General features: G+C 65.0%; 19 protein-coding genes. All 19 read left to right on the top strand.

From position 1 onward, the window contains the following. Positions 1-50 precede the first annotated feature (50 nt). The 19 genes from M2497_RS20555 (at position 51) to M2497_RS20465 (ending at position 18,469) form a co-directional block, all read left to right on the top strand. Positions 51-857 carry an ABC transporter substrate-binding protein gene (locus M2497_RS20555; RefSeq protein ID WP_248482729.1) on the top strand — a complete coding sequence of 269 codons (807 nt, stop codon included), beginning with the start codon at positions 51-53 and terminating at the stop codon, positions 855-857. 12 nt (positions 858-869) lie between these two features. Further along, positions 870-1,646 carry an amino acid ABC transporter permease gene (locus M2497_RS20550; RefSeq protein WP_058426249.1) on the top strand — a complete coding sequence of 259 codons (777 nt, stop codon included), beginning with the start codon at positions 870-872 and terminating at the stop codon, positions 1,644-1,646. Positions 1,647-1,648: 2 nt separating this feature from the next. Further along, positions 1,649-2,428: an amino acid ABC transporter ATP-binding protein gene (locus M2497_RS20545; RefSeq protein ID WP_248482728.1), complete on the top strand. Its 780-nt coding sequence runs from the start codon at positions 1,649-1,651 to the stop codon at positions 2,426-2,428. A gap of 35 nt (positions 2,429-2,463) precedes the next feature. After that, entirely contained in the window at positions 2,464-4,074 is a 1,611-nt protein-coding gene (locus M2497_RS20540) for a gamma-glutamyltransferase family protein (protein WP_248482727.1), read from the top strand. Positions 4,075-4,158: 84 nt separating this feature from the next. Beyond that, positions 4,159-6,549, top strand: a complete 2,391-nt coding sequence (locus M2497_RS20535; RefSeq protein WP_248482725.1) for a TonB-dependent receptor — start codon at positions 4,159-4,161, stop codon at positions 6,547-6,549. A gap of 348 nt (positions 6,550-6,897) precedes the next feature. After that, positions 6,898-7,818, top strand: a complete 921-nt coding sequence (locus M2497_RS20530; RefSeq protein WP_248482723.1) for a Fe(3+) dicitrate ABC transporter substrate-binding protein FecB — start codon at positions 6,898-6,900, stop codon at positions 7,816-7,818. Positions 7,819-7,820: 2 nt separating this feature from the next. Further along, positions 7,821-8,810 (top strand): iron-dicitrate ABC transporter permease FecC, encoded by a 990-nt coding sequence (gene fecC, locus M2497_RS20525; protein WP_248482721.1) that lies wholly within the window; start codon positions 7,821-7,823, stop codon positions 8,808-8,810. Continuing rightward, positions 8,807-9,775, top strand: a complete 969-nt coding sequence (locus tag M2497_RS20520) for an iron chelate uptake ABC transporter family permease subunit (protein ID WP_179029992.1) — start codon at positions 8,807-8,809, stop codon at positions 9,773-9,775. The genes fecC and M2497_RS20520 overlap by 4 nt, the downstream gene beginning before the upstream one ends. A 4-nt stretch (positions 9,776-9,779) precedes the next feature. Beyond that, complete coding sequence (gene fecE / locus M2497_RS20515) at positions 9,780-10,571, top strand: Fe(3+) dicitrate ABC transporter ATP-binding protein FecE (protein ID WP_248482719.1); 792 nt, start codon at positions 9,780-9,782, stop codon at positions 10,569-10,571. Between the two features lie 506 nt (positions 10,572-11,077). Beyond that, positions 11,078-12,769 carry an ATPase, T2SS/T4P/T4SS family gene (locus M2497_RS20510; protein WP_248482717.1) on the top strand — a complete coding sequence of 564 codons (1,692 nt, stop codon included), beginning with the start codon at positions 11,078-11,080 and terminating at the stop codon, positions 12,767-12,769. Next, positions 12,766-13,962: a type II secretion system inner membrane protein GspF gene (gene gspF / locus M2497_RS20505; protein ID WP_248482715.1), complete on the top strand. Its 1,197-nt coding sequence runs from the start codon at positions 12,766-12,768 to the stop codon at positions 13,960-13,962. The genes M2497_RS20510 and gspF overlap by 4 nt, the downstream gene beginning before the upstream one ends. 13 nt (positions 13,963-13,975) lie before the next feature. Then, on the top strand, positions 13,976-14,365 hold the full coding sequence (locus M2497_RS20500) for a type II secretion system protein GspG (RefSeq protein WP_248482713.1): 390 nt from the start codon (positions 13,976-13,978) through the stop codon (positions 14,363-14,365). A 7-nt stretch (positions 14,366-14,372) separates the two neighbouring features. Beyond that, positions 14,373-14,798 (top strand): GspH/FimT family pseudopilin, encoded by a 426-nt coding sequence (locus M2497_RS20495; RefSeq protein WP_248482712.1) that lies wholly within the window; start codon positions 14,373-14,375, stop codon positions 14,796-14,798. Further along, positions 14,795-15,127 carry a prepilin-type N-terminal cleavage/methylation domain-containing protein gene (locus M2497_RS20490; protein ID WP_248482710.1) on the top strand — a complete coding sequence of 111 codons (333 nt, stop codon included), beginning with the start codon at positions 14,795-14,797 and terminating at the stop codon, positions 15,125-15,127. Before M2497_RS20495 ends, M2497_RS20490 begins: the two co-directional genes overlap by 4 nt. Beyond that, positions 15,124-15,693, top strand: a complete 570-nt coding sequence (locus M2497_RS20485; RefSeq protein ID WP_248482708.1) for a prepilin-type N-terminal cleavage/methylation domain-containing protein — start codon at positions 15,124-15,126, stop codon at positions 15,691-15,693. The genes M2497_RS20490 and M2497_RS20485 overlap by 4 nt, the downstream gene beginning before the upstream one ends. Beyond that, a complete protein-coding gene (locus tag M2497_RS20480) occupies positions 15,690-16,391 on the top strand; it encodes a general secretion pathway protein GspK (protein ID WP_248482706.1) in 702 nt (233 codons plus the stop codon). Before M2497_RS20485 ends, M2497_RS20480 begins: the two co-directional genes overlap by 4 nt. After that, positions 16,388-17,377, top strand: coding sequence for a type II secretion system protein GspL (locus tag M2497_RS20475; RefSeq protein WP_248482704.1), 990 nt, complete (start codon positions 16,388-16,390; stop codon positions 17,375-17,377). Before M2497_RS20480 ends, M2497_RS20475 begins: the two co-directional genes overlap by 4 nt. Then, on the top strand, positions 17,352-17,954 hold the full coding sequence (gspM, locus tag M2497_RS20470) for a type II secretion system protein GspM (RefSeq protein WP_248482702.1): 603 nt from the start codon (positions 17,352-17,354) through the stop codon (positions 17,952-17,954). The genes M2497_RS20475 and gspM overlap by 26 nt, the downstream gene beginning before the upstream one ends. Then, positions 17,951-18,469, top strand: coding sequence for a general secretion pathway protein GspN (locus tag M2497_RS20465; RefSeq protein ID WP_248488234.1), 519 nt, complete (start codon positions 17,951-17,953; stop codon positions 18,467-18,469). The genes gspM and M2497_RS20465 overlap by 4 nt, the downstream gene beginning before the upstream one ends. Positions 18,470-18,471 lie beyond the last annotated feature (2 nt).

Here is an 18,471-nt window from a genome sequence, read left to right as displayed (position 1 = left end):
TGTTGACGTTGAGTCCTGCCCCGTTAATCAACGAACTGGAGTGTCTGGTCATGCATAAACACCGCGCCTTGCTGGTGGCTGTCTCCCTCGGCCTCTGTACCCAATGGGCCGTCGCCGCGCCCCAGGTGCCGGAGCGTCTGAAGAACGTCGACAAACTCACCTACTGCTCGGGGATGGATTCACCGCCCCTGGTGTCCTTCGATGAAGCACAGAAACCCCGCGGGCTCACCGTCGACCTGGGCCTCGAAATTGCCAAGCGCCTGGGCGACAAACAGGTGCAGTGGCGGGTGATTCCGTTCTCTGGCCTGGTGCCGGCGCTGCTCGCCCAGCAGTGCGACATGATCGTCGACCAACTGTTCGACAAACCCGAGCGGCGCCAGGTGATCGACATCGTCAACTATATGTATTCCAGCCAGTCGGTGGTGGTGCCCAAGGGCAACCCCAAGGGCATCAAGAGCCTGGATGATCTCTCCGGGCACAAGGTCGCGGTGCTCAACGGCTCTACCATCAAGACCCTGCTGGACGCGCAGAACGACAGCCTGGCCAAGGCCGGCAAATCACCGATGAAACTGGTGGTGTACAACACCGATACCGACGCCTTCCAGGCCCTGCGCATCAGCCAGGTTGATGCCTACGGCACCACCGTGGAAACCGCCGGTTATTACGCGGCGATGGCCCCGGAGCTGTTCCAGGAAGGCGTGCCAGCGTTCAGCCGCATCCTCACCGGTCTGGGCATGCGCAAAGATGATCCGCAACTCAGCGCCGCCGTGCAGCAAGTGATCAGCGACATGCGCAGCGACGGCAGCTACGTCCAGTTGCTGAACAAGTGGCATGTCAGCAGCGACACACTCGACTGAGGCACACCGGCGATGAATTTCAATTGGGATGTGTTCTGGCAGTACCTGTTGCAGCCGAGCGGGGTGTACCTCACCGGGCTGTGGCTGACCTGCCTGATCGCGGTGTCGGCGATGCTGCTGGGCTGTGTGCTGGGGTTGGCGGCGGCGCTGCTGCGCTTGTCGAAGAACCCGCTGTTGCACTTGCCGGTACGTTTTTATGTGTGGCTGATGCGCGGTACGCCGCTGCTGGTGCAGATCGTATTCCTGTACACCGCGTTGGCAGCGGGCGGGATTTTCCGCTTCGAGGATATCGCGCTGTTCGGCCTGGTCATCCCCGGCAATATCCAGGCGGCGATCATTGCCCTGGGCTTGAACGAAGGCGCGTACATGGCCGAGATTATCCGCGCCGGCATCGGTGCGGTGGACAAGGGCCAGTACGAAGCCGGGCGCTCCCTGGGCATGGGCTTTGCCAAGCTGATGCGGCGCATCGTGCTGCCCCAGGCGTTCCGCGTGATCGTGCCGCCGCTGGGCAATGAGTTCAACGTGATGCTCAAGAACACCACCCTGGTCAGCGTGATCGGCGTGCAGGAGTTGCTGCTCAGCACGCAGATGGTCACCTCGGCGACGTTCCGCGTGTTCGAGTTGTACCTGGTGGTCGCGATTTACTTCTTGATGCTCACCACCTTGTGGGGTTTTTTCCAGCGCTGGCTGGAGGCGCGCTTCGGCCAGTCCGACCGGCCATCCGCGCCGCCACCGGCGTCCAGCCGCATGTTCGGGCGCAGCACCTTGAAACTGCTGAGGGGACGATAACCATGGCGCACCAGAGTGAAGAACTGATCATCGAGGCGCTGGACATCCACAAGTCGTTCGGCACGCTGCAGATCCTCAAGGGCATCTCCCTGCAAGTGCGGCGCGGCGAAGTGGTGGTGCTGATCGGCGCCTCCGGCTCGGGCAAGACCACCTTTATCCGCTGCATCAACCTGCTGGAAGACATCCAGGGCGGGCGCATCCGCGTCAACGGTCGTGCCATGGGCTATCGCGAGCGCAGCGACGGCAGCCTGGTGCGTGATTCGGAGCGCAACATCGCGCGTCAGCGCCGCGACATCGGCATGGTGTTCCAGCGTTTCAACCTGTTCCCGCACATGACCGCGCTGGAAAACATCATCGAAGCGCCGATCCAGGTGCTTGGCACACCGCGCGCCGAAGCCCTGGAGCAAGCCCGTGGATTGCTGGCGCGGGTCGGCCTGGCGGACAAGGCCGGCCACTACCCGTCGATGCTTTCCGGCGGCCAGCAGCAGCGCGTGGCGATTGCCCGCGCCCTGGCGATGAAACCCCAGGCCATGCTGTTCGACGAGCCCACCAGCGCCCTCGACCCGGAAACCGTCGGTGAGGTGCTGCAGGTGATGAAGGAGCTGGCCGAGGAGGGCATGACCATGGTGGTGGTCACCCACGAAATGGGCTTTGCCCGTGAAGTCGCCGACCGCGTGGTGGTGCTCGACCAGGGCGAACTCATCGAGCAAGGGCCGCCGGAACAGATTTTCAGCCGCCCCAGCCATCCCCGTACCCGGGCCTTTCTCAGTCGTGTGTTGTGAGTCTTTCCATCACCCTGTGTTGACGAGTCTTAGCCATGTTGAAATTTTCTGCTCACGAGTACCCCTATCCCTCACAGCGCCAAAGCGTATTTGCCCGTCGCGGCATGGTTGCGGCGTCCCAGCCCCTGGCGGCCCAGGCCGGTATCCAGATGATGCAACAGGGCGGCAACGCCATCGACGCCGCGATTGCCACGGCGGCCGCGCTCACGGTGGTAGAGCCCACCGGCTGTGGCCTGGGCGGCGATGCGTTCGCGCTGGTCTGGTGCAAGGGTCGGTTGCACGGCCTGAATGGCAACGGCCACGCGCCGGCGGCCTTGAGTATCGAGGCGGTCAAGGCGGCGGGGCACGACCGGATGCCGCTGTATGGCTGGACGCCGGTCACCGTGCCCGGCTGCCCATCGGCCTGGGCCGAGCTGTCCGAGCGCTTCGGCAAGTTGCCGTTTGCCGAGTTGCTGCAACCCGCTATCAGCCTGGCGCGTGACGGCTTCCCGCTGTCGCCGGTGATCGCCCAGCTATGGCAGGTCGCGCTGGACGAATTCAGCCCCCATCGCGACTCAGCCCTGGACGCCTGGTTCGACACGTTCCTGATCGACGGCCGCGCGCCACGGGCCGGTGAGATATTCCGCAACCCGGCCCAGGCGCGCACCTTGGAAGAACTCGCCGCGACCCGTTGCGAAAGCCTGTATCGCGGCGCCCTGGCCGAACGCCTGGATGCCCATTCCAAGGCCAGTGGCGGCTACCTGCGCGCCAGCGACCTGCAGGATTATCGCGCCCAATGGGTGGACCCGATCCACATCAACTACCGGGGTGTGGACGTCTGGGAAATCCCGCCCAGCGGCCAGGGCCTGGTGGCGCTGATGGCGCTGAAAATCCTCGAAGGCTTCAGCTTCGATCACCGCGACAGCCAGCAGACCTGGCACCGCCAGTTGGAAGCAATGAAACTCGCCTACAGCGACGGCCTGCACTACATCACCGACCCGCTGCACATGCGCGTGGCCGTCGCCGACCTGCTCAGCGATGCCTACAGCACCCGCCGCCGTGGGCAGATCGGCGAACAGGCGCAACCGCCTAAACCCGGCGACCCCCACGCCAGCGGCACGGTGTACCTGGCCACGGCGGATGCCGAGGGCAATATGGTCTCGTTCATCCAGAGCAACTACCACGGCTTCGGCTCCGGCGTGGTACTGCCCGACAGCGGCATCGCCCTGCAGAACCGTGGGCAGGAATTCAGCCTCGATCCGAGCCACGCCAACTGCCTGGCACCGGGCAAGAAAACCTTCCACACCATCATCCCCGGCTTCCTCACCAAGGACGGACAGGCCCTCGGCCCATTCGGCGTGATGGGCGGCTACATGCAACCCCAGGGTCATGTGCAGATGGTGATGAACCTGGTGGACTTCGGCCTCAACCCGCAAGCGGCCCTTGACGCGCCGCGCTGGCAATGGCTGGGCGACATGAAGGTCGGCATCGAACACGGTGCCTCTAGTGACCTGGCCAATGCCCTGGCGCGGCGCGGGCATCAGGTGCAGATCGTCAGCGACCTCACCGACTACGGGCGTGGGCAGATCATCCTGCGTGATCCGGTCAGTGGTGTATTGTGCGGCGGAACGGAGCCAAGGACGGATTCAACGATCGCAGTGTGGTAAGCGAAAAAATTGGCTGAAGGCTGTCCCTTTTTTTCACCTCGCCTGTCATTCCAGGCAAGTGAACAACATCGAGAGCTTCCGCCAATGCCCGCAGTCCGCCCCTTGCTGAAACTGAGCCTGATGCTGAGCCTCAGCGCCAGCCCGTTTTTCGCCGCCGTCAGCTACGCCGAAGACACCGCCGTCCGCCGCAGTTACCAAGTGCCGGCGGGCAGCCTGAGTGCGGCGCTGACGCGTTTTGCCGGGCTGTCGGGGGTCAACCTGTCGGTGGACCCGGCGCTGGTCAGCGGGCGCAGCAGCAGTGGCCTGTCCGGCGAATACGGCGTGGAGGAGGGCTTTGCCCGCCTGCTGCAAGGCTCCGGCCTGCAACTGCAAGCCATGGGCGAGCAGGCCTACATGCTGGTGCCGGTGCCGGAGGGCAGCAGCCTGGAACTGGCGCCCACGTCGATCCTCGGCACCACCGGCCTGTACGACGGCGACACCTACGCCGGTGGCCAGGTGGCACGCCGCACGGCGCAGGGCATGCTCGGCACGCGGGATTTCATGGAGACTCCGTTCAGCATCACCACCTACACCCAGGAGGCGGTGAAAAACCAGCAGGCACGCACCCTCGGCGACCTGATCAGCGCCGACCCCTCGGTGCGGGCCACCAACCCGGCCGGTGGGCGCTACGAGCAATTCACCATTCGCGGATTCAGCCTGTTCAACAGTGACGTGGCCTACAACGGCCTGTACGGCGTGCTGCCCACGTACACCATCGATATGGAAATGGCCGACCGCGTCGACATCCTCAAAGGCCCGAGCCAGTTGATCAACGGCATCTCGCCGCGTGGCAGCGTCGGCGGCGGGATCAACGTGGTGCCCAAGCGCGCCACCGACAAGGACATCAACTCGTTTACCGGCAACTGGGCGTCCGACAGCCAGGCCGGTGGCGCGGTCGACATTGGCCGACGCTTTGGCGAGGACAACCAGTACGGCATTCGCTTCAACGGCGTGAAGCAGTCCGGCGACACCGCCTGGGACCACCAGAGCGTCGACCGCGAAATGGCCGTGCTGGGCCTGGATTTTCGCGGCGAGCGCCTGCGCCTTTCCACCGATATCGGCCATACCGAGCGCGACACTGATGCCCCGCAGGAGCGCGTGCAGGTGGCGGCCGCTGCGCCGGTACCGAGTGCCAACGATGTGCGCCGCAACTATGCGCAGTCGTGGAGCAAGGCGCGCACCAATGACACCTTTGGTACGGTCAACGCCGAGTACGACCTCAGCGACAACGTGATGCTCTACGGTGGCGTGGGCGCGCGCAAAAGCAACCACGACTTCCTGCGTCACGCGGTTTCGGTGACCAATGCGGCCGGCGATTTCAGCGTGCAGCCACGGGACTTCACCCGCGATGAAAACGTGCGCACCTACACCGCTGGCGTGCGCAACTGGTTCCACACCGGGCCGGTGAGCCATGAGGTCAACCTGGCCGCCAGCTACTTCGACATGGACTTCACCAACGGCGGTGCGCGGTATACGGCGCCGTCGAGCAATCTCTACAACCCGGTGCAGTCGCAGACGCCGTCACGGCCGACTCGCTTCGATCCCAAGGTCTATACCGAAAACAAATTCAGTGGCGTGGCCTTGTCCGACACCCTGGGCTTTTTCGACGACCGCCTGTTACTCACCCTCGGTGCGCGCTGGCAGCGGGTCAAGGTGACTGACTGGAGCGATGGGATCAAAGGCGACACCGCCTATGACGAAGAAAAGGTATCGCCGTCGGGCGGCCTCCTGTTCAAGGCCACCGACAAGTTGTCGCTGTACGCCAACTACATGGAAGGCCTGAGCCAGGGCAAGATCGCGCCGTCGACCTCGAGAAACGAAGACGAGATCTTCCCGCCGTTCATCAGCCGCCAGGTGGAAGTGGGCGCCAAGTACGATGCCGGTGCCTTCGCGGTGACCGCCGCCGTGTTCCGCATCAAGCAGCCGGCCTATGAAACCAATGCGACCACGCGGCTGTTCGGGCCCAATGGCAAGCGTGAGAACTCCGGCGTGGAGTTGAGCGTGTTCGGCGAGCCACTCAAGGGCTTCCGCCTGCTGGGTGGGGTGATGTACATCGACAGCACACTCAAAGACACCACCAATGGCACCTGGGACGGCAACCGCGCGCCAGCGACGCCCAAGTACAACGTCAACCTCGGCGCCGAATGGGACGTGCCGGGCCTGGAAGGCCTGACGTTGACCAGCCGTGGCATCTACTCCAGCTCGCAGTACCTGGACCAGTCCAATGTCAAGGAAATCGACGCCTGGAACCGCCTCGACGTCGGCGCACGCTATGGCTTCAAGGTGGATGACAAGCACATCACCCTGCGGGCGAACGTGGAGAACGTCGCCGATAAACGCTACTGGAGCTCGGCCGGTGCATCGGATGACAGCGAGCCGGGACTGACCCTGTCGACACCGCGCACCTACCTGCTGTCGGCCACCGTCGACTTCTGACATCGAGCTTGCTGTGGTGAGCGCGCTTCCTGTGGTGAGCGGGCTTGTCCCGCGTTGGGCTGCGCAGCAGCCCCAACAAGAACACCACATCATGCCAGGTAGAACGCGGTGCCAGGTTTTGGGGCGGCTTCGCCACCCAACGCGGGGCAAGCCCGCTCACCACAGAAGCCCGCTCACCACACAAACCAGTGACCACACAAGCCAGCCCCCTCCAGCAAGCCAGCATCCACATGGCCGAGCAGGTCATAAATGAGAATGTTTTTTGATCACGCCGCCCCGATATGGAATAGTACCCGCCGTTTTCCCCGGCCTGTCTAGCTGGGGTGTGTTAACGCCGAGGTCCTTGTCATGCGAATGCTGCGTTCCATCCCCACCCTGGCCGCCTGTGTCTTGGCGTTCTCGTCCAGCCTGCTGAGCGCCGCCCCCATCGACCTCAACGATGGCCAGCACGCCGTGCATCTGCCCGATGCCCCCAAGCGCGTGGTGGTGCTGGAGTTTTCCTTTCTCGACAGCCTGGCCGCCGTTGACGTCACCCCGGTCGGCGCCGCCGATGATGGCGATGCCAACCGCGTGTTGCCCCGCGTACGCCAGGCCATCGGCCAGTGGAAGTCGGTGGGCCTGCGTTCGCAGCCGAGCATCGAGGAAATCGCCCGGCTCAAGCCCGACCTGATCGTCGCTGATCTCAATCGCCACCAAGCGCTGTACAGCGACCTGGCGAGCATCGCGCCGACCTTGCTGCTGCCGTCCCGTGGCGAGGATTACCAGGGCAGCCTCAAATCCGCCGAGCTGATCGGCAAGGCCCTCGGCAAGAGTGCGCAGATGGAGGCGCGTATCCAGAAGAACCGTGAAAACCTTAAGGCCATTGCACAACAGATCCCGGCCGGCGCCAGCGTGTTGTTTGGTGTGGCGCGTGAGGACAGCTTCTCCGTGCATGGCCCGGACTCCTACGCCGGCAGCGTGCTTGAGGCCATCGGCCTGAAAGTCCCAGCGGTACGCGCCAATGCCGCACCCACCGAGTTCGTCAGCCTGGAACAATTGCTGGCCCTCGATCCGGGCTGGTTGCTGGTCGGTCATTACCGTCGCCCCAGCATCGTCGACAGCTGGAGCAAGCAGCCGTTGTGGCAAGTGCTCGGCGCCGTGCGCAATAAGCACGTGGCCGAAGTGGATGGCGACAGCTGGGCGCGCAACCGTGGCGTGCTGGCGTCGGAGCAGATCGCCGAGGACGCGCTGGCGATTCTTAAAGGCGGCAAAGCCGTATTGAGTCAATAACCGTGCAACGCAGTTTCGCCGCCATTGGCATTCTGCTGTTGGGTGCCGTGTTGTTCTGGCTGTCGCTGTACAGCTGGTCACCCTTCACCCTGACGGCGACGGATGCCTGGAATGGCCTGGTGCACCAGGGCAGCGTTGGCGGCAACATGGCCTATATCGTCGCCCAGTTGCGTGTGCCACGGGCCGTGTGTGCCGCGTTGGTCGGCGCCTGCCTGGGCCTCGCCGGCGCGCTGATGCAGGGCATTACGCGCAATCGTCTGGCGTCGCCGTCCCTGTTTGGTGTGACGGCGGGCGCCGCATTGGGACTGGCGCTGTTTTCCACCGGCCTGGTCGCACTGCCCTTTGCCGGTGGTGCGCTGTTGATGACCTGCCTGGGCGGCGCGCTGGCCTGGATCACGGTGTTCAGCCTCGGCGGTGCCTGGTCGCCGACCACGGCCCAGGGCCGCCTGGTATTGGCCGGCGTGGCCGTGGCGGCGTTGTGCGCGGCCTTGACCCGGCTCACGGTGATCCTGGTCGAGGCCCAGGCGCAAAGTGTACTCAACTGGCTGGCCGGCTCCCTGGCCAATGTCGGCGCTGCGCAGGTGCAGTTGCTCTGGCCGTGCACCTTGATCGGCGGCCTGTGGGCACTCTGGTGTGCGCCGCGCCTGAACCTGATCAACCTTGGCGAAGACGCCGCGCGCTCGTTGGGCGTGGGCATCGCCAGCCTGCGTCTGCAAGTGTTTGTCGCCAGTTTGCTGCTGGTGGGCGCCAGCGTGTGTGCGGTGGGGCCGATCGGGTTTGTCGGGCTGATCGCGCCGAATATCCTGCGTCAGTTCCTGGGCAATGACTACCGCTGGCTGATCCCGCTGAGCGCCGCATTGGGCGCGGTGATCGTGCTGGGGGCCGACCTGCTCAGCCGCGCCGTGGCCTTCCCGGTGGAAACGCCGGCGGGGGTGGTCACCGCGCTGATCGGCGCACCGTTTTTCCTCTTTCTTGCCAGGCGCGCCCTATGATCCGCCCACGACTGCGCCTGTGGCTGCTGCTCGGCCTGTTGCTGCTGGCAACCGGGGTCAGCCTCAGCGCCGGCACCCTGTGGCTCACGCCGCACACCGTTCTGGAACGCCTGCTGGCCCACGACGCCCTCGACTTCGAAGTGTGGAACCACCGCCTGCCGCGCAGCCTGATCGCGATCCTCGCGGGTGCGGCCTTCGGCCTGGCCGGGGCGATTGTGCAGGGCGTGATCCGCAACCCGCTGGCCTCGCCGGAGATCCTCGGCGTGACCCAAGGCGCCGGGTTGGCGCTGACCGTGGCGATCATCGGCTGGCCACACCTGCCGATTGCCTGGCTGCCGCTGGTGGCTTGCCTCGGCGGGGCCGGCGGCGCGTTGCTGCTGGCGCTGTACAACACCGGCGTGAGTTTTTCCGGGGTGCGCTTTGCGTTGTCCGGAGTGGCGATTGCGGTGACCTTGTCCAGCGTCACCGAGTTTCTGATCCTCTCTCACCCCTTGGATATCAACACCGCGCTGCTTGCGCTGACCGGCAGCCTGTGGAGCCGCAACTGGCACCATGTGGCGCTGGTGTTGCCGTTCCTCGTATTGATCCCTGTGGGCCTGTGCCTGGCCAAGCCGCTCAACCTGATCGCCTTGGGCGATGAGGCGGCCCACAGCCTGGGCACCGCGCTGAGCCGTACGCGTTGGTCGGCGATGGCCTGCGCGGTGTTGCTCACCAGCCTGGGCGTGGGGGTGATCGGTCCGATTGGCTTTATCGGCCTGGTCGCGCCGCATATGGCGCGGCGGCTGGTGGGCGGGCATCACCAGTACCTGCTGCCGGCCGCGATGCTGATCGGCGCGTTGCTGCTGGTGCTGGCCGATACGCTGGGGCGCACGCTGATTGCGCCCAGCGAAATCCCCGCCGGGGTGCTTACGGCGGTGATCGGCGCGCCGTATTTTCTTTGGTTGCTGGCACGGTTCAAGGGTTGATGACATGAGTATTCTCCAGGCACGCGAGCTGGACATCGGCTATGGCGCCACGCGCATCGTGCAGGGTCTGTCCTTCGCACCGCCTGCCGGCAAGGTCACCGCGTTGATCGGCCCCAATGGCTGCGGCAAGTCCACCTTGCTCAAGGCCTTCGCGCGCATCCTCAATCCGACCCAGGGCGAGTTGACCCTGGATGGCCAGGCCTATGCCAGCCTGTCTGCCCGGGAGTTGGCACGGCAGATCGCGTTCTTGCCGCAAGTGTTGCCAGTGCCCGAAGGCGTCAGCGTGCGCCAGTTGGTTGCCTATGGTCGCAGCCCGCATAACTCGCTGTGGGGGCGCTTGAGCGGCAGTGATCAGGCTCACGTAAGCCAAGCCATGCAGCGCCTGGAACTGGACGTGTTGGCTGATCGCGCCCTGGCGGACCTGTCCGGCGGCCAGCGCCAGCGTGCCTGGCTGGCGATGGTGTTGGCGCAGAATGCGCCGGTGGTGCTGCTGGATGAACCCACCACTTACCTCGACATCAGCCATCAGGTCGAACTGCTCGACCTGATGGGCGAGCTGGCTGCCGAGGGCAAGACCGTGATCACTGTGCTGCATGACATCAACCAGGCCTGTCGTTATGCCGATCACCTGGCGGTGATGCACGGCGGCAAACTGGTCGCTGATGGCGCACCGGCGCAGGTGGTCAGTGCCGAGTTGATGCGGCGGGTATTTGAGGTGCAGGTGCAGGTGATGCAAGAGCCGGTCGCTGGCACGCCGATGTGCCTGGTTGAAAAAAGCACTCGGGCCAAGGCCTGATCAAGATCAAGACCGACTCGCTTCGCATCGTGGATACGGTTTTTGTTCTGTGTAGCCGGCCCGGCCTCCTGTGGCGAGCGGGCCTGCTGTGGCGAGCTTGCCCCGCGTTGGGCTGCGAAGCAGCCCCCAAACCACTCACGCAGGCATGCCAACGCACTCCCACATTTCAATGCTCGATAATCCTGGTTAACGGCCACTCGAAAGTGCGAGTGTGCTCCGCGTCGAAGGTGAAGTAAGCACTGTGAGTTTATTGGGCTGCCATTTAATTGCGTGAAAGCGCATAAGTGGCTAATTGCAACTAGCGAAGTAGTGGCTATTAGCTGCTAAGGCTCTGTCACGGGGTTCTTGGTCATTGTGTTTATTTTATTCCCCCTGTTCAGGAACTAGCGCTATAACTTCCAGTCGATAACCCCGGCTTATTCTGGCTTGGGTTATGGCTAACTAATGGCATCTTCCAGTAGTTCCAAATAGCCATACTTTCTCGCAATACTAGATACCTGAACATTATGTCGTCAGCGCCTATTGATGCCTGCCAGATGCAGATCCCGCACACCGACCAGGTGTGTGCGTGGCTGATGCAGCATGCCGGGTTGAAAACGGTGGACCTGGAGCGCGCCCGGCGCTTGCTGTCGGATGACCTGCTAAGCCTGCTGACCCGCCTGGGCCTGGTTTCCGATATCGAATTGGCCCGTGCCTGGGCGGCGTTGCTCGGTGCGCCGCTGTTGCTGGCCGACGCCGCGCCGCCGTTGCTCGATCCCTTGCCTGTCCTGACTGAACGCTTCATGCGCCATTACCAGGTCGCGCCCATGGGCTGGACCCAGGGCGGCCTGCGCGTGCTGGCCGCCAACCCGGCGCTGCGTTATCCGTTCCAGGCCCTGGCCTATGCGTGCCAGGTGCCGGTGTGGCTGGCCATCGGCCCGCGCACTGAGGTCGACACGCTGATCGAGCGTTACTACGGCCAGGGCCGTTCGGCCATGGGCACGTTGATCGAAAACCTCGATGAACAAGGTGGTGCCCTGGACGATATCGAACACCTCAAGGACCTGGCCTCGGAAGCGCCGGTGATCCGCCTGGTCAACCTGATCCTGCAACGCGCGGTGGAGCAACGTGCTTCGGATATTCACATCGAACCTTTCGAACACCAGCTCAAGGTGCGCTACCGCATCGACGGTGTGTTGCACGACGCCGAAGCGCCGCCGGCCAGTTCGTCGGCGGCGGTGATTTCGCGGGTGAAGATCATGGCGCGGCTGGACATCGCCGAGCGCCGGTTGCCGCAGGATGGGCGCATCATGTTGCGTATCCAGGGCAAGGAACTGGACCTGCGGGTGTCCACGGTGCCCACCAGTTTCGGCGAGTCGGTGGTGCTGCGCCTGCTCGACCGGCAAACCGTGCAGTTCGACTTTCCCAGCCTGGGCTTCGACGGCCAGCGCTTGGCCGCCTTTGTCGACCTGCTGGCGCGGCCCCACGGCATCCTGCTGGTCACCGGGCCTACCGGATCCGGCAAGACCACCACGCTCTACACCGCGCTGTCGCGGCTCAATACCGCCGAGCGCAAGATCATCACCGTGGAAGACCCGGTGGAGTATCAGCTCGAAGGCATCAACCAGATCCAGGTCAAGCCCGCCATCGGCCTGGACTTCGCCGGGGCGCTGCGCTCCATCGTGCGCCAGGACCCGGACGTGATCATGATCGGCGAGATCCGTGACCTGGAAACCTGCCGCATCGCCATCCAATCGTCCCTCACCGGGCACCTGGTGCTCTCCACCCTGCACACCAACAGCGCCGCCGCCAGCATCACGCGGCTGCTGGACATGGGCGTGGAAAGCTACCTGATCGCCTCGACTGTCAGCGGCATCCTCGCCCAGCGCCTGGTGCGGCGCCTGGACCCGGCCACGCGTGTCGCTTTCGAAGCGCCGCCCGAACTGATCGCCGAACACGGCCTGGACCGCCTCACCGAACAACGCCCGATCCTGCTCTATCGCGGGGACTATCACGGCCGCAGCGCCCTCACCGAACTGCTGGTGATGAACGACGAACTGCGCAGCCTGCTGATGCGCCACGCCGACGCCTCGACCCTGGAACAGGCCGCACGCCGCGCCGGTTTGCGCACTTTGTATGAAGAAGGCTTGCGCCAGGCACTGGCGGGGATTACTTCGCTGGAAGAAGTGCTGCGCGTGACCCGTGGAGAGGACGCTTGAGCCTGTTCAGCTACCGTGCCCTGGACAGCCAGGGCGCGCCGCAGAACGGTACGCTGGAGGCCACCGATCAAACCGCTGCGGTGGCGACCCTGCACAAGCGCGGTTGGCTGCTGTTGCACATCGAACCGGCCGGCGGCCCCGGCCTGCGCAGGGCACGCGGGCCGTTGAAGGGCCAGGCGTTGGTGAGGTTTACCCAGCAATTGGCGACGCTGCTGGGGGCCGGTCAGCCGCTTGAGCGCTCGTTGAGCCTGCTGCTCAAGCAGCCCGGCCCACCCCAGGTGCGCGCGTTGATCGAACGCCTGCGCGACCGGGTCAAGGCCGGCAAGCCGTTGTCCGCCGCGCTGGAAGAAGAGGGTCCGGCGTTCTCGTCGTTGTACCTGAGCATGGTGCGGGCCGGTGAGGCCGGTGGCGCGCTGGAAGGGACGTTGCGCCAACTCAGTGATTACCTGGAACGCAGCCAATTGCTGCGTGGCGAAGTGATCAATGCGCTGATCTACCCGGCGTTCCTGGTGGTGGGCGTGCTGGGTTCCCTGGCGTTGCTGCTGGCGTATGTGGTGCCGCAGTTCGTGCCGATCTTCCAGGACCTGGGCGTGCCGATTCCGCTGATCACCGAGGTGATCCTGGCCCTCGGGACGTTTCTCGGCGCCTATGGCCTGGCGCTGTTGGCCGGGTTGAGCGTGATCGTTTGGTTGGGGGCCGCACGCCTGCGCGATCCGCTGTTTCGCGAGCGCTACGACCGGCGTCTGCTCGGTATTCGTGTGGTCGGCCCGTTGCTGCAACGCGTCGAAGCGGCACGCCTGGCCCGTACCCTCGGCACGCTGCTGAGCAATGGCGTGGCGTTGCTGCAGGCCTTGGTGATTGCGCGGCAAGTCTGTACCAACCATGCGTTGCAGGCCCAGGTCGGGCGTGCGGCGGAATCGGTAAAAGCCGGCGGCACCCTCGCCAGTGCGTTTGGCAGCCAGCCGCTGCTGCCCGAGCTGGCCGTGCAAATGATTGAAGTCGGCGAACAGGCCGGCGAACTCGACGGCATGTTGCTCAAGGTCGCCGACATCTTCGACGTCGAAGCCAAGCGCGGCATCGACCGCCTGCTGGCCGCGCTGGTGCCGTCCCTGACCCTGGTCATGGCGGTGCTGGTGGCGGTGATCATGCTGGCGATCATGCTGCCGCTGACGAGCCTGACCAGCAATATATAAAGGAGCTGACCCCATGAAAAAACCACGCCGCCAAGGCGGTTTCACCCTGTTGGAAATGCTCGCGGTGATCGTGCTGCTGGGCATCGTCGCCACCATCGTCGTGCGCCAGGTCGGCGGTAATGTGGACAAGGGCAAGTACGGCGCCGGCAAGGCCCAATTGGCTAGCCTGAGCATGAAGATCGACAGCTACGCCCTCGACGTCGGCGCACCGCCCACCAGCCTGCAACAGCTGGTGGACAGGCCCGGTGGCTATGCCAAGCCGTCGGACCTCAAGGACCCGTTCGGGCACGCCTTCGGTTATCGCTTTCCTGGCGAACACGGCGCGTTCGACCTGATCTTCTATGGCCAGGACGGCCAGCCGGGCGGCGAAGGCTACAGTGCCGACCTGGGCAATTGGGAGTAGGGCCGCCATGCTCCAGCGCGGCTTCACCCTGCTGGAAATGCTGGTGGTGATCCTGCTGATCAGCCTGGCTGCCAGCGTGCTGGGGCTGGGTGTGCGCCAGGGCTTGCAGGTGGCAAAGGAACGCCATGCGGTGGGGCAGATGGTGGAGGCGCTGCGCACCACGCGGGCAGGGGCGATTGTCAGTGGGCAGCCTGCGCGTACCGTGTTCGATCTGAGCGACCGTACGTTCCAGGCGCCGGGGCGAGCGGTGCAACGGTGGCCGTCCGAGTTGCATGTGACGCTGCACACCGCCGAACAGGTCGGCCCTGGTGTCGAGTTCTACCCCGACGGCAGTTCCACCGGCGGCAATCTCCTCGTGGCCAATGGTGCCCGGCGTTGGCGCATCGATATCGGCTGGCTCACCGGCAGCGTGCAAGCCAAGGCGCTGCCATGAAGCGCCAGGCCGGTTTCACCCTGCTGGAAATGCTCGCCGCCCTCACGCTGATGGCGGTGTGCAGCACGGTGCTGCTGGTTGCCTTTGGCCAGAGTGCGCGCTCGTTGTCCCAGGTGGCCCACAGTGACCGGCTGACCCACGCGGCGCTGACGATTTTCGACCAGGAAGCGGCGGGGCGCTTGAGCAACGGCGTCAGCCAGGGCGAACTCGACGGCATCCATTGGCAACTGATCAGCACCCGGCAGCAAGCGCGGATCGTGCGTCTCGACCTGGTCCTCAGCGAAGGCTCGCACCAGGCCCGCTTCAGCACCTTGAAGGCGCGCCTGTGAAGCGCCGCGAGCAGGGTTTCACTTTGCTGGAGATCCTTGTGGTGCTCAGCTTGCTCGGCGTTTTGCTGGTGCTGGTCGGCGGCGCATTGCTGGGGGCCAATCGCGCCGTGTCCAAGGCCCAGGCGTACACGGTGAGCCTGGATGAAGTGCGCGCCGCCCAACAGTTTTTGCGCACGGCGATCAGCGAGGCGTTGCCGCTGGCGGTGGGCGAGGGCGATGGTTTTTTCGTGGGCACGGCGCAGCGTCTGGAATTTGTCTCGACCTTGCCTGGTGTGCTTGGTGGCGGGATCCATCGGTTCAGCCTGCAACGGGTCGAACAGGCGTTGCAGGTGGGGTTTTCTCAACGTGAACCCCAGGTGCTGCTGAACAACATCGAGGCGTTGCAGTTCAGTTATCGCGGCGAGTCACCGCTGGGCCAGCCCACCGGCTGGGTGAGTGAATGGCCCTGGCCCAGGCGCTTGCCTTCGGCCGTGCGCATCGCTGCCAGCGTGGCGGGGCCGGTGCCCTGGGTCACCCAGGTGATTGCCTTGCGCTTGAACCTGTCCAGCGGGAGTGTTGAAGAATGAAGAGCCAACGTGGTGCTGCGTTGCTACTGGTGCTGTGGGTACTGGCGTTGCTCAGCGTGTTGCTCGGCGGTCTGGCCGGCTGGGTACAGCTGGAAAGTCGCCAGGCCCTGTGGCTGCGCCAGCACACCCAGACCGTGTTGGCCGCCGAAGCCGGTATCGCGCAGGTCATGGCCGATCGGCACTGGGTTGCCGATGGTCGCGACATCCCCCTGGCCTTTGACGACGCCCAATTGCACGTGAGCCTGCGCAGCGAGCGCGGCAAGCTCTACCTGATCAACGCTGATGCCCAGGACTTCACGCGCCTGGCCCTGGCCTGTGGCGCTGCCCCGGCCCAGGCCACACAACTGGCCACGGCCCTCGAAGCACGACGTAACCAGGGCCTGGCGCCGTTGCGGGTGCTGGAAGAAGTACGCCAATTGCCCGGCATGACGCAAACCCTCTACAGCCGCTTGCTGCCCGAGATCACCTTGTGGAGCGACCTGGACCGCCCCGATCCCGCCTTCGCCAGCCCGCTGATGCGCAAGGCGCTGAACCTGCCGCGCCAGAACGCCGAAGGCGTGGACCACGGCGAAGTGCTGGTGGTCGATAGCCGCGCCGAGCGGCCCGGCGGTTATCAGGCGCGGCTGCAAGTCACCGTTTTATTGAGCCCATCGGAGGACAGCGCACAACCCTACCGGGTGTTGCGTTGGCAAGAATGAATCGACTGGAACCCATCGCCCGACACTGGCGCGGCAGCCTGCTGCAACAGGGTTGGCAGGCATGGATCGCGGAGTTGCGCGCCTGTGTACCCGTTTGGCTGGCGTGGCAAGAGCCACCCGAGCAGATTCATCACTGGCCATTGAACGCGCCGGTCGCAACGGGCAGCACGCGCCAGGTGCTGATGCTCGGCGCCGACGCCGTGCTGGTGCAAAGCGTACGACTGCCCTTGGCGGCCGGGCGCAATCTCAGCGCCGTGGTCGGCTACGAGCTGGACCGCTACACCCCGTTCGAGGCCGACCAACTCTACTTTGTGGCGCGTCAGGAGCGACGTACTTCCACCCACCTTGAGGTGACGTTGGTGGCGATCCTGCGCGAACGCCTGGACCAGATCCTCGCCGACTGCGCCACCCTGGGCCTGCATCCCCATCGCGTGGATGCGGCGGACCTCGGCGTCGACCTGCTGCCCGCGCCATTGCGCCCGCAGCGGCCCGCCGGCATGGGCTTGCAACGCAGCCTGCCGTGGCTGTGCGGGGCGTTGCTGATCGCGGCGATGCTGCTGTGGCTCAACGACCGCCAGCGCGTTATCGACGTTATGCACGCCAGCGTCCAACAGCAAAAAGCCGAGGTCGCCGAGGTGCATGCGCTGCGCCAGCAACTGCTCAATACCCGCGGCGCGGCGCAGTACCTCACCCGGCGCAAACTGGCGCAACCGCCACTGGCAGCGTTGCTCAACGACCTGACCACCTGCCTGCCCGCCGACACCTGGCTGGATCAACTGGACGTGAAGGACGGCGAGATTTCCATCGCCGGCCAGAGCGCCAAGGCCAGTGCGCTGATCACTCGCATCAAGGGTTGCCGCAGTCTGGAAAACGCCCAGTTCGAAGGGGTGATCCAACCCGATGCGCGCACCGGCAAGGACCAGTTTGCCCTGCGCGCCCACCTACGCCAGGAGGCTGCCGATGCGCCGACCCCTCACACCCCGTGAACGTCGCGGCGCGGCCTTGTTGCTGCTGGCCGTGGTGGTCGGCGCGGCCTACTGGCTGTTGGTCGACAGCTGGTTTGCCGGCCCCTTGCGTGACATGGGTGAACAGGCCGAACAACTGCGCGAGCAACAACAACGCTATGCCGGTGTACTGCGCCAACGCGATGGCTTGCGCCAGCAACTTGAGCAGGCGCGGCAGGACCCGGCCAGCAGCACCAGCCTGCTGCCGGGGGACGACCCGGATGTGGTCGCCGCCGATCTGATGCAACGCCTCGCCGACCTGATCAACAGCCACGCCAACCTCGGCGGCGGGTGCAGCCTGAGCCAACGCAAGCCCATCACCCCGGAGCAGGACGACGGCGAGCCGTATCGCCAGGTCAAGGTCAGCCTCACACTCGATTGCGCCATCGAGCCCCTGGAAGCGCTGCTGCATGAGCTCGAATACCAACCGCCGTTCCTGTTTGTGGATGAGCTGCGCATCCGCCGCAGCCAGCAGGCGCCGGCCAGCGGTGGTGCGGGCAAGCTGGTGGTGCACCTGCTGGTGCGCGGCTACCTGCAACCGTCGCGGGTGACGCCATAATGAGCCGGTTGCGCCCCGTGGAGTGGGGCTTGCTCGGCCTGTCGGGGTTGCTGGGCGTGCTGATGGCGGTGATCCTCAGCAGCCTGGGTGATGAACCGCAATGGCTGCCCGAAGCGCCTGTGCGCGCCCATCCCACTCCTCAAGTAAAAGGGCTGCCCAGTGTGCCGTTGGACAACCTGGCCGCCACGTGGCAAGCGCCGCTGTTCAGCCCGGATCGCAGCCCGGATCGTGTGGTGGGCAAGGCGCAGGTCAGCAGCCTGGCCCATCTCACCCTCAGCGGCATCATGATCACCGGCAACCTGCAGATGGCCATGCTCAAGCAGGTCGACGGCCCGCTGCTGACCGTGCGCCTGGGCCAGACCCTGCCCAACGGCTGGCGCCTGGAACACCTCACTCCGCAATCCGCCCGTTTCAGCCTGGACGGTCGCACCCAGACCTTGAGCTTCTACGCCAAGCGCTTGCCGCCACCGTCCAAGCGACCCCCCCTTACTTTGCCCCGCGAGCCCCTCCCTTGATC

The organism is Pseudomonas sp. CYM-20-01, from assembly GCF_023169845.1.
Taxonomy (GTDB): domain Bacteria; phylum Pseudomonadota; class Gammaproteobacteria; order Pseudomonadales; family Pseudomonadaceae; genus Aquipseudomonas; species Aquipseudomonas azotoformans.
Note: the sequence above shows the minus strand (reverse complement) of the source record. Positions and strands in the feature narration are given on the sequence as shown.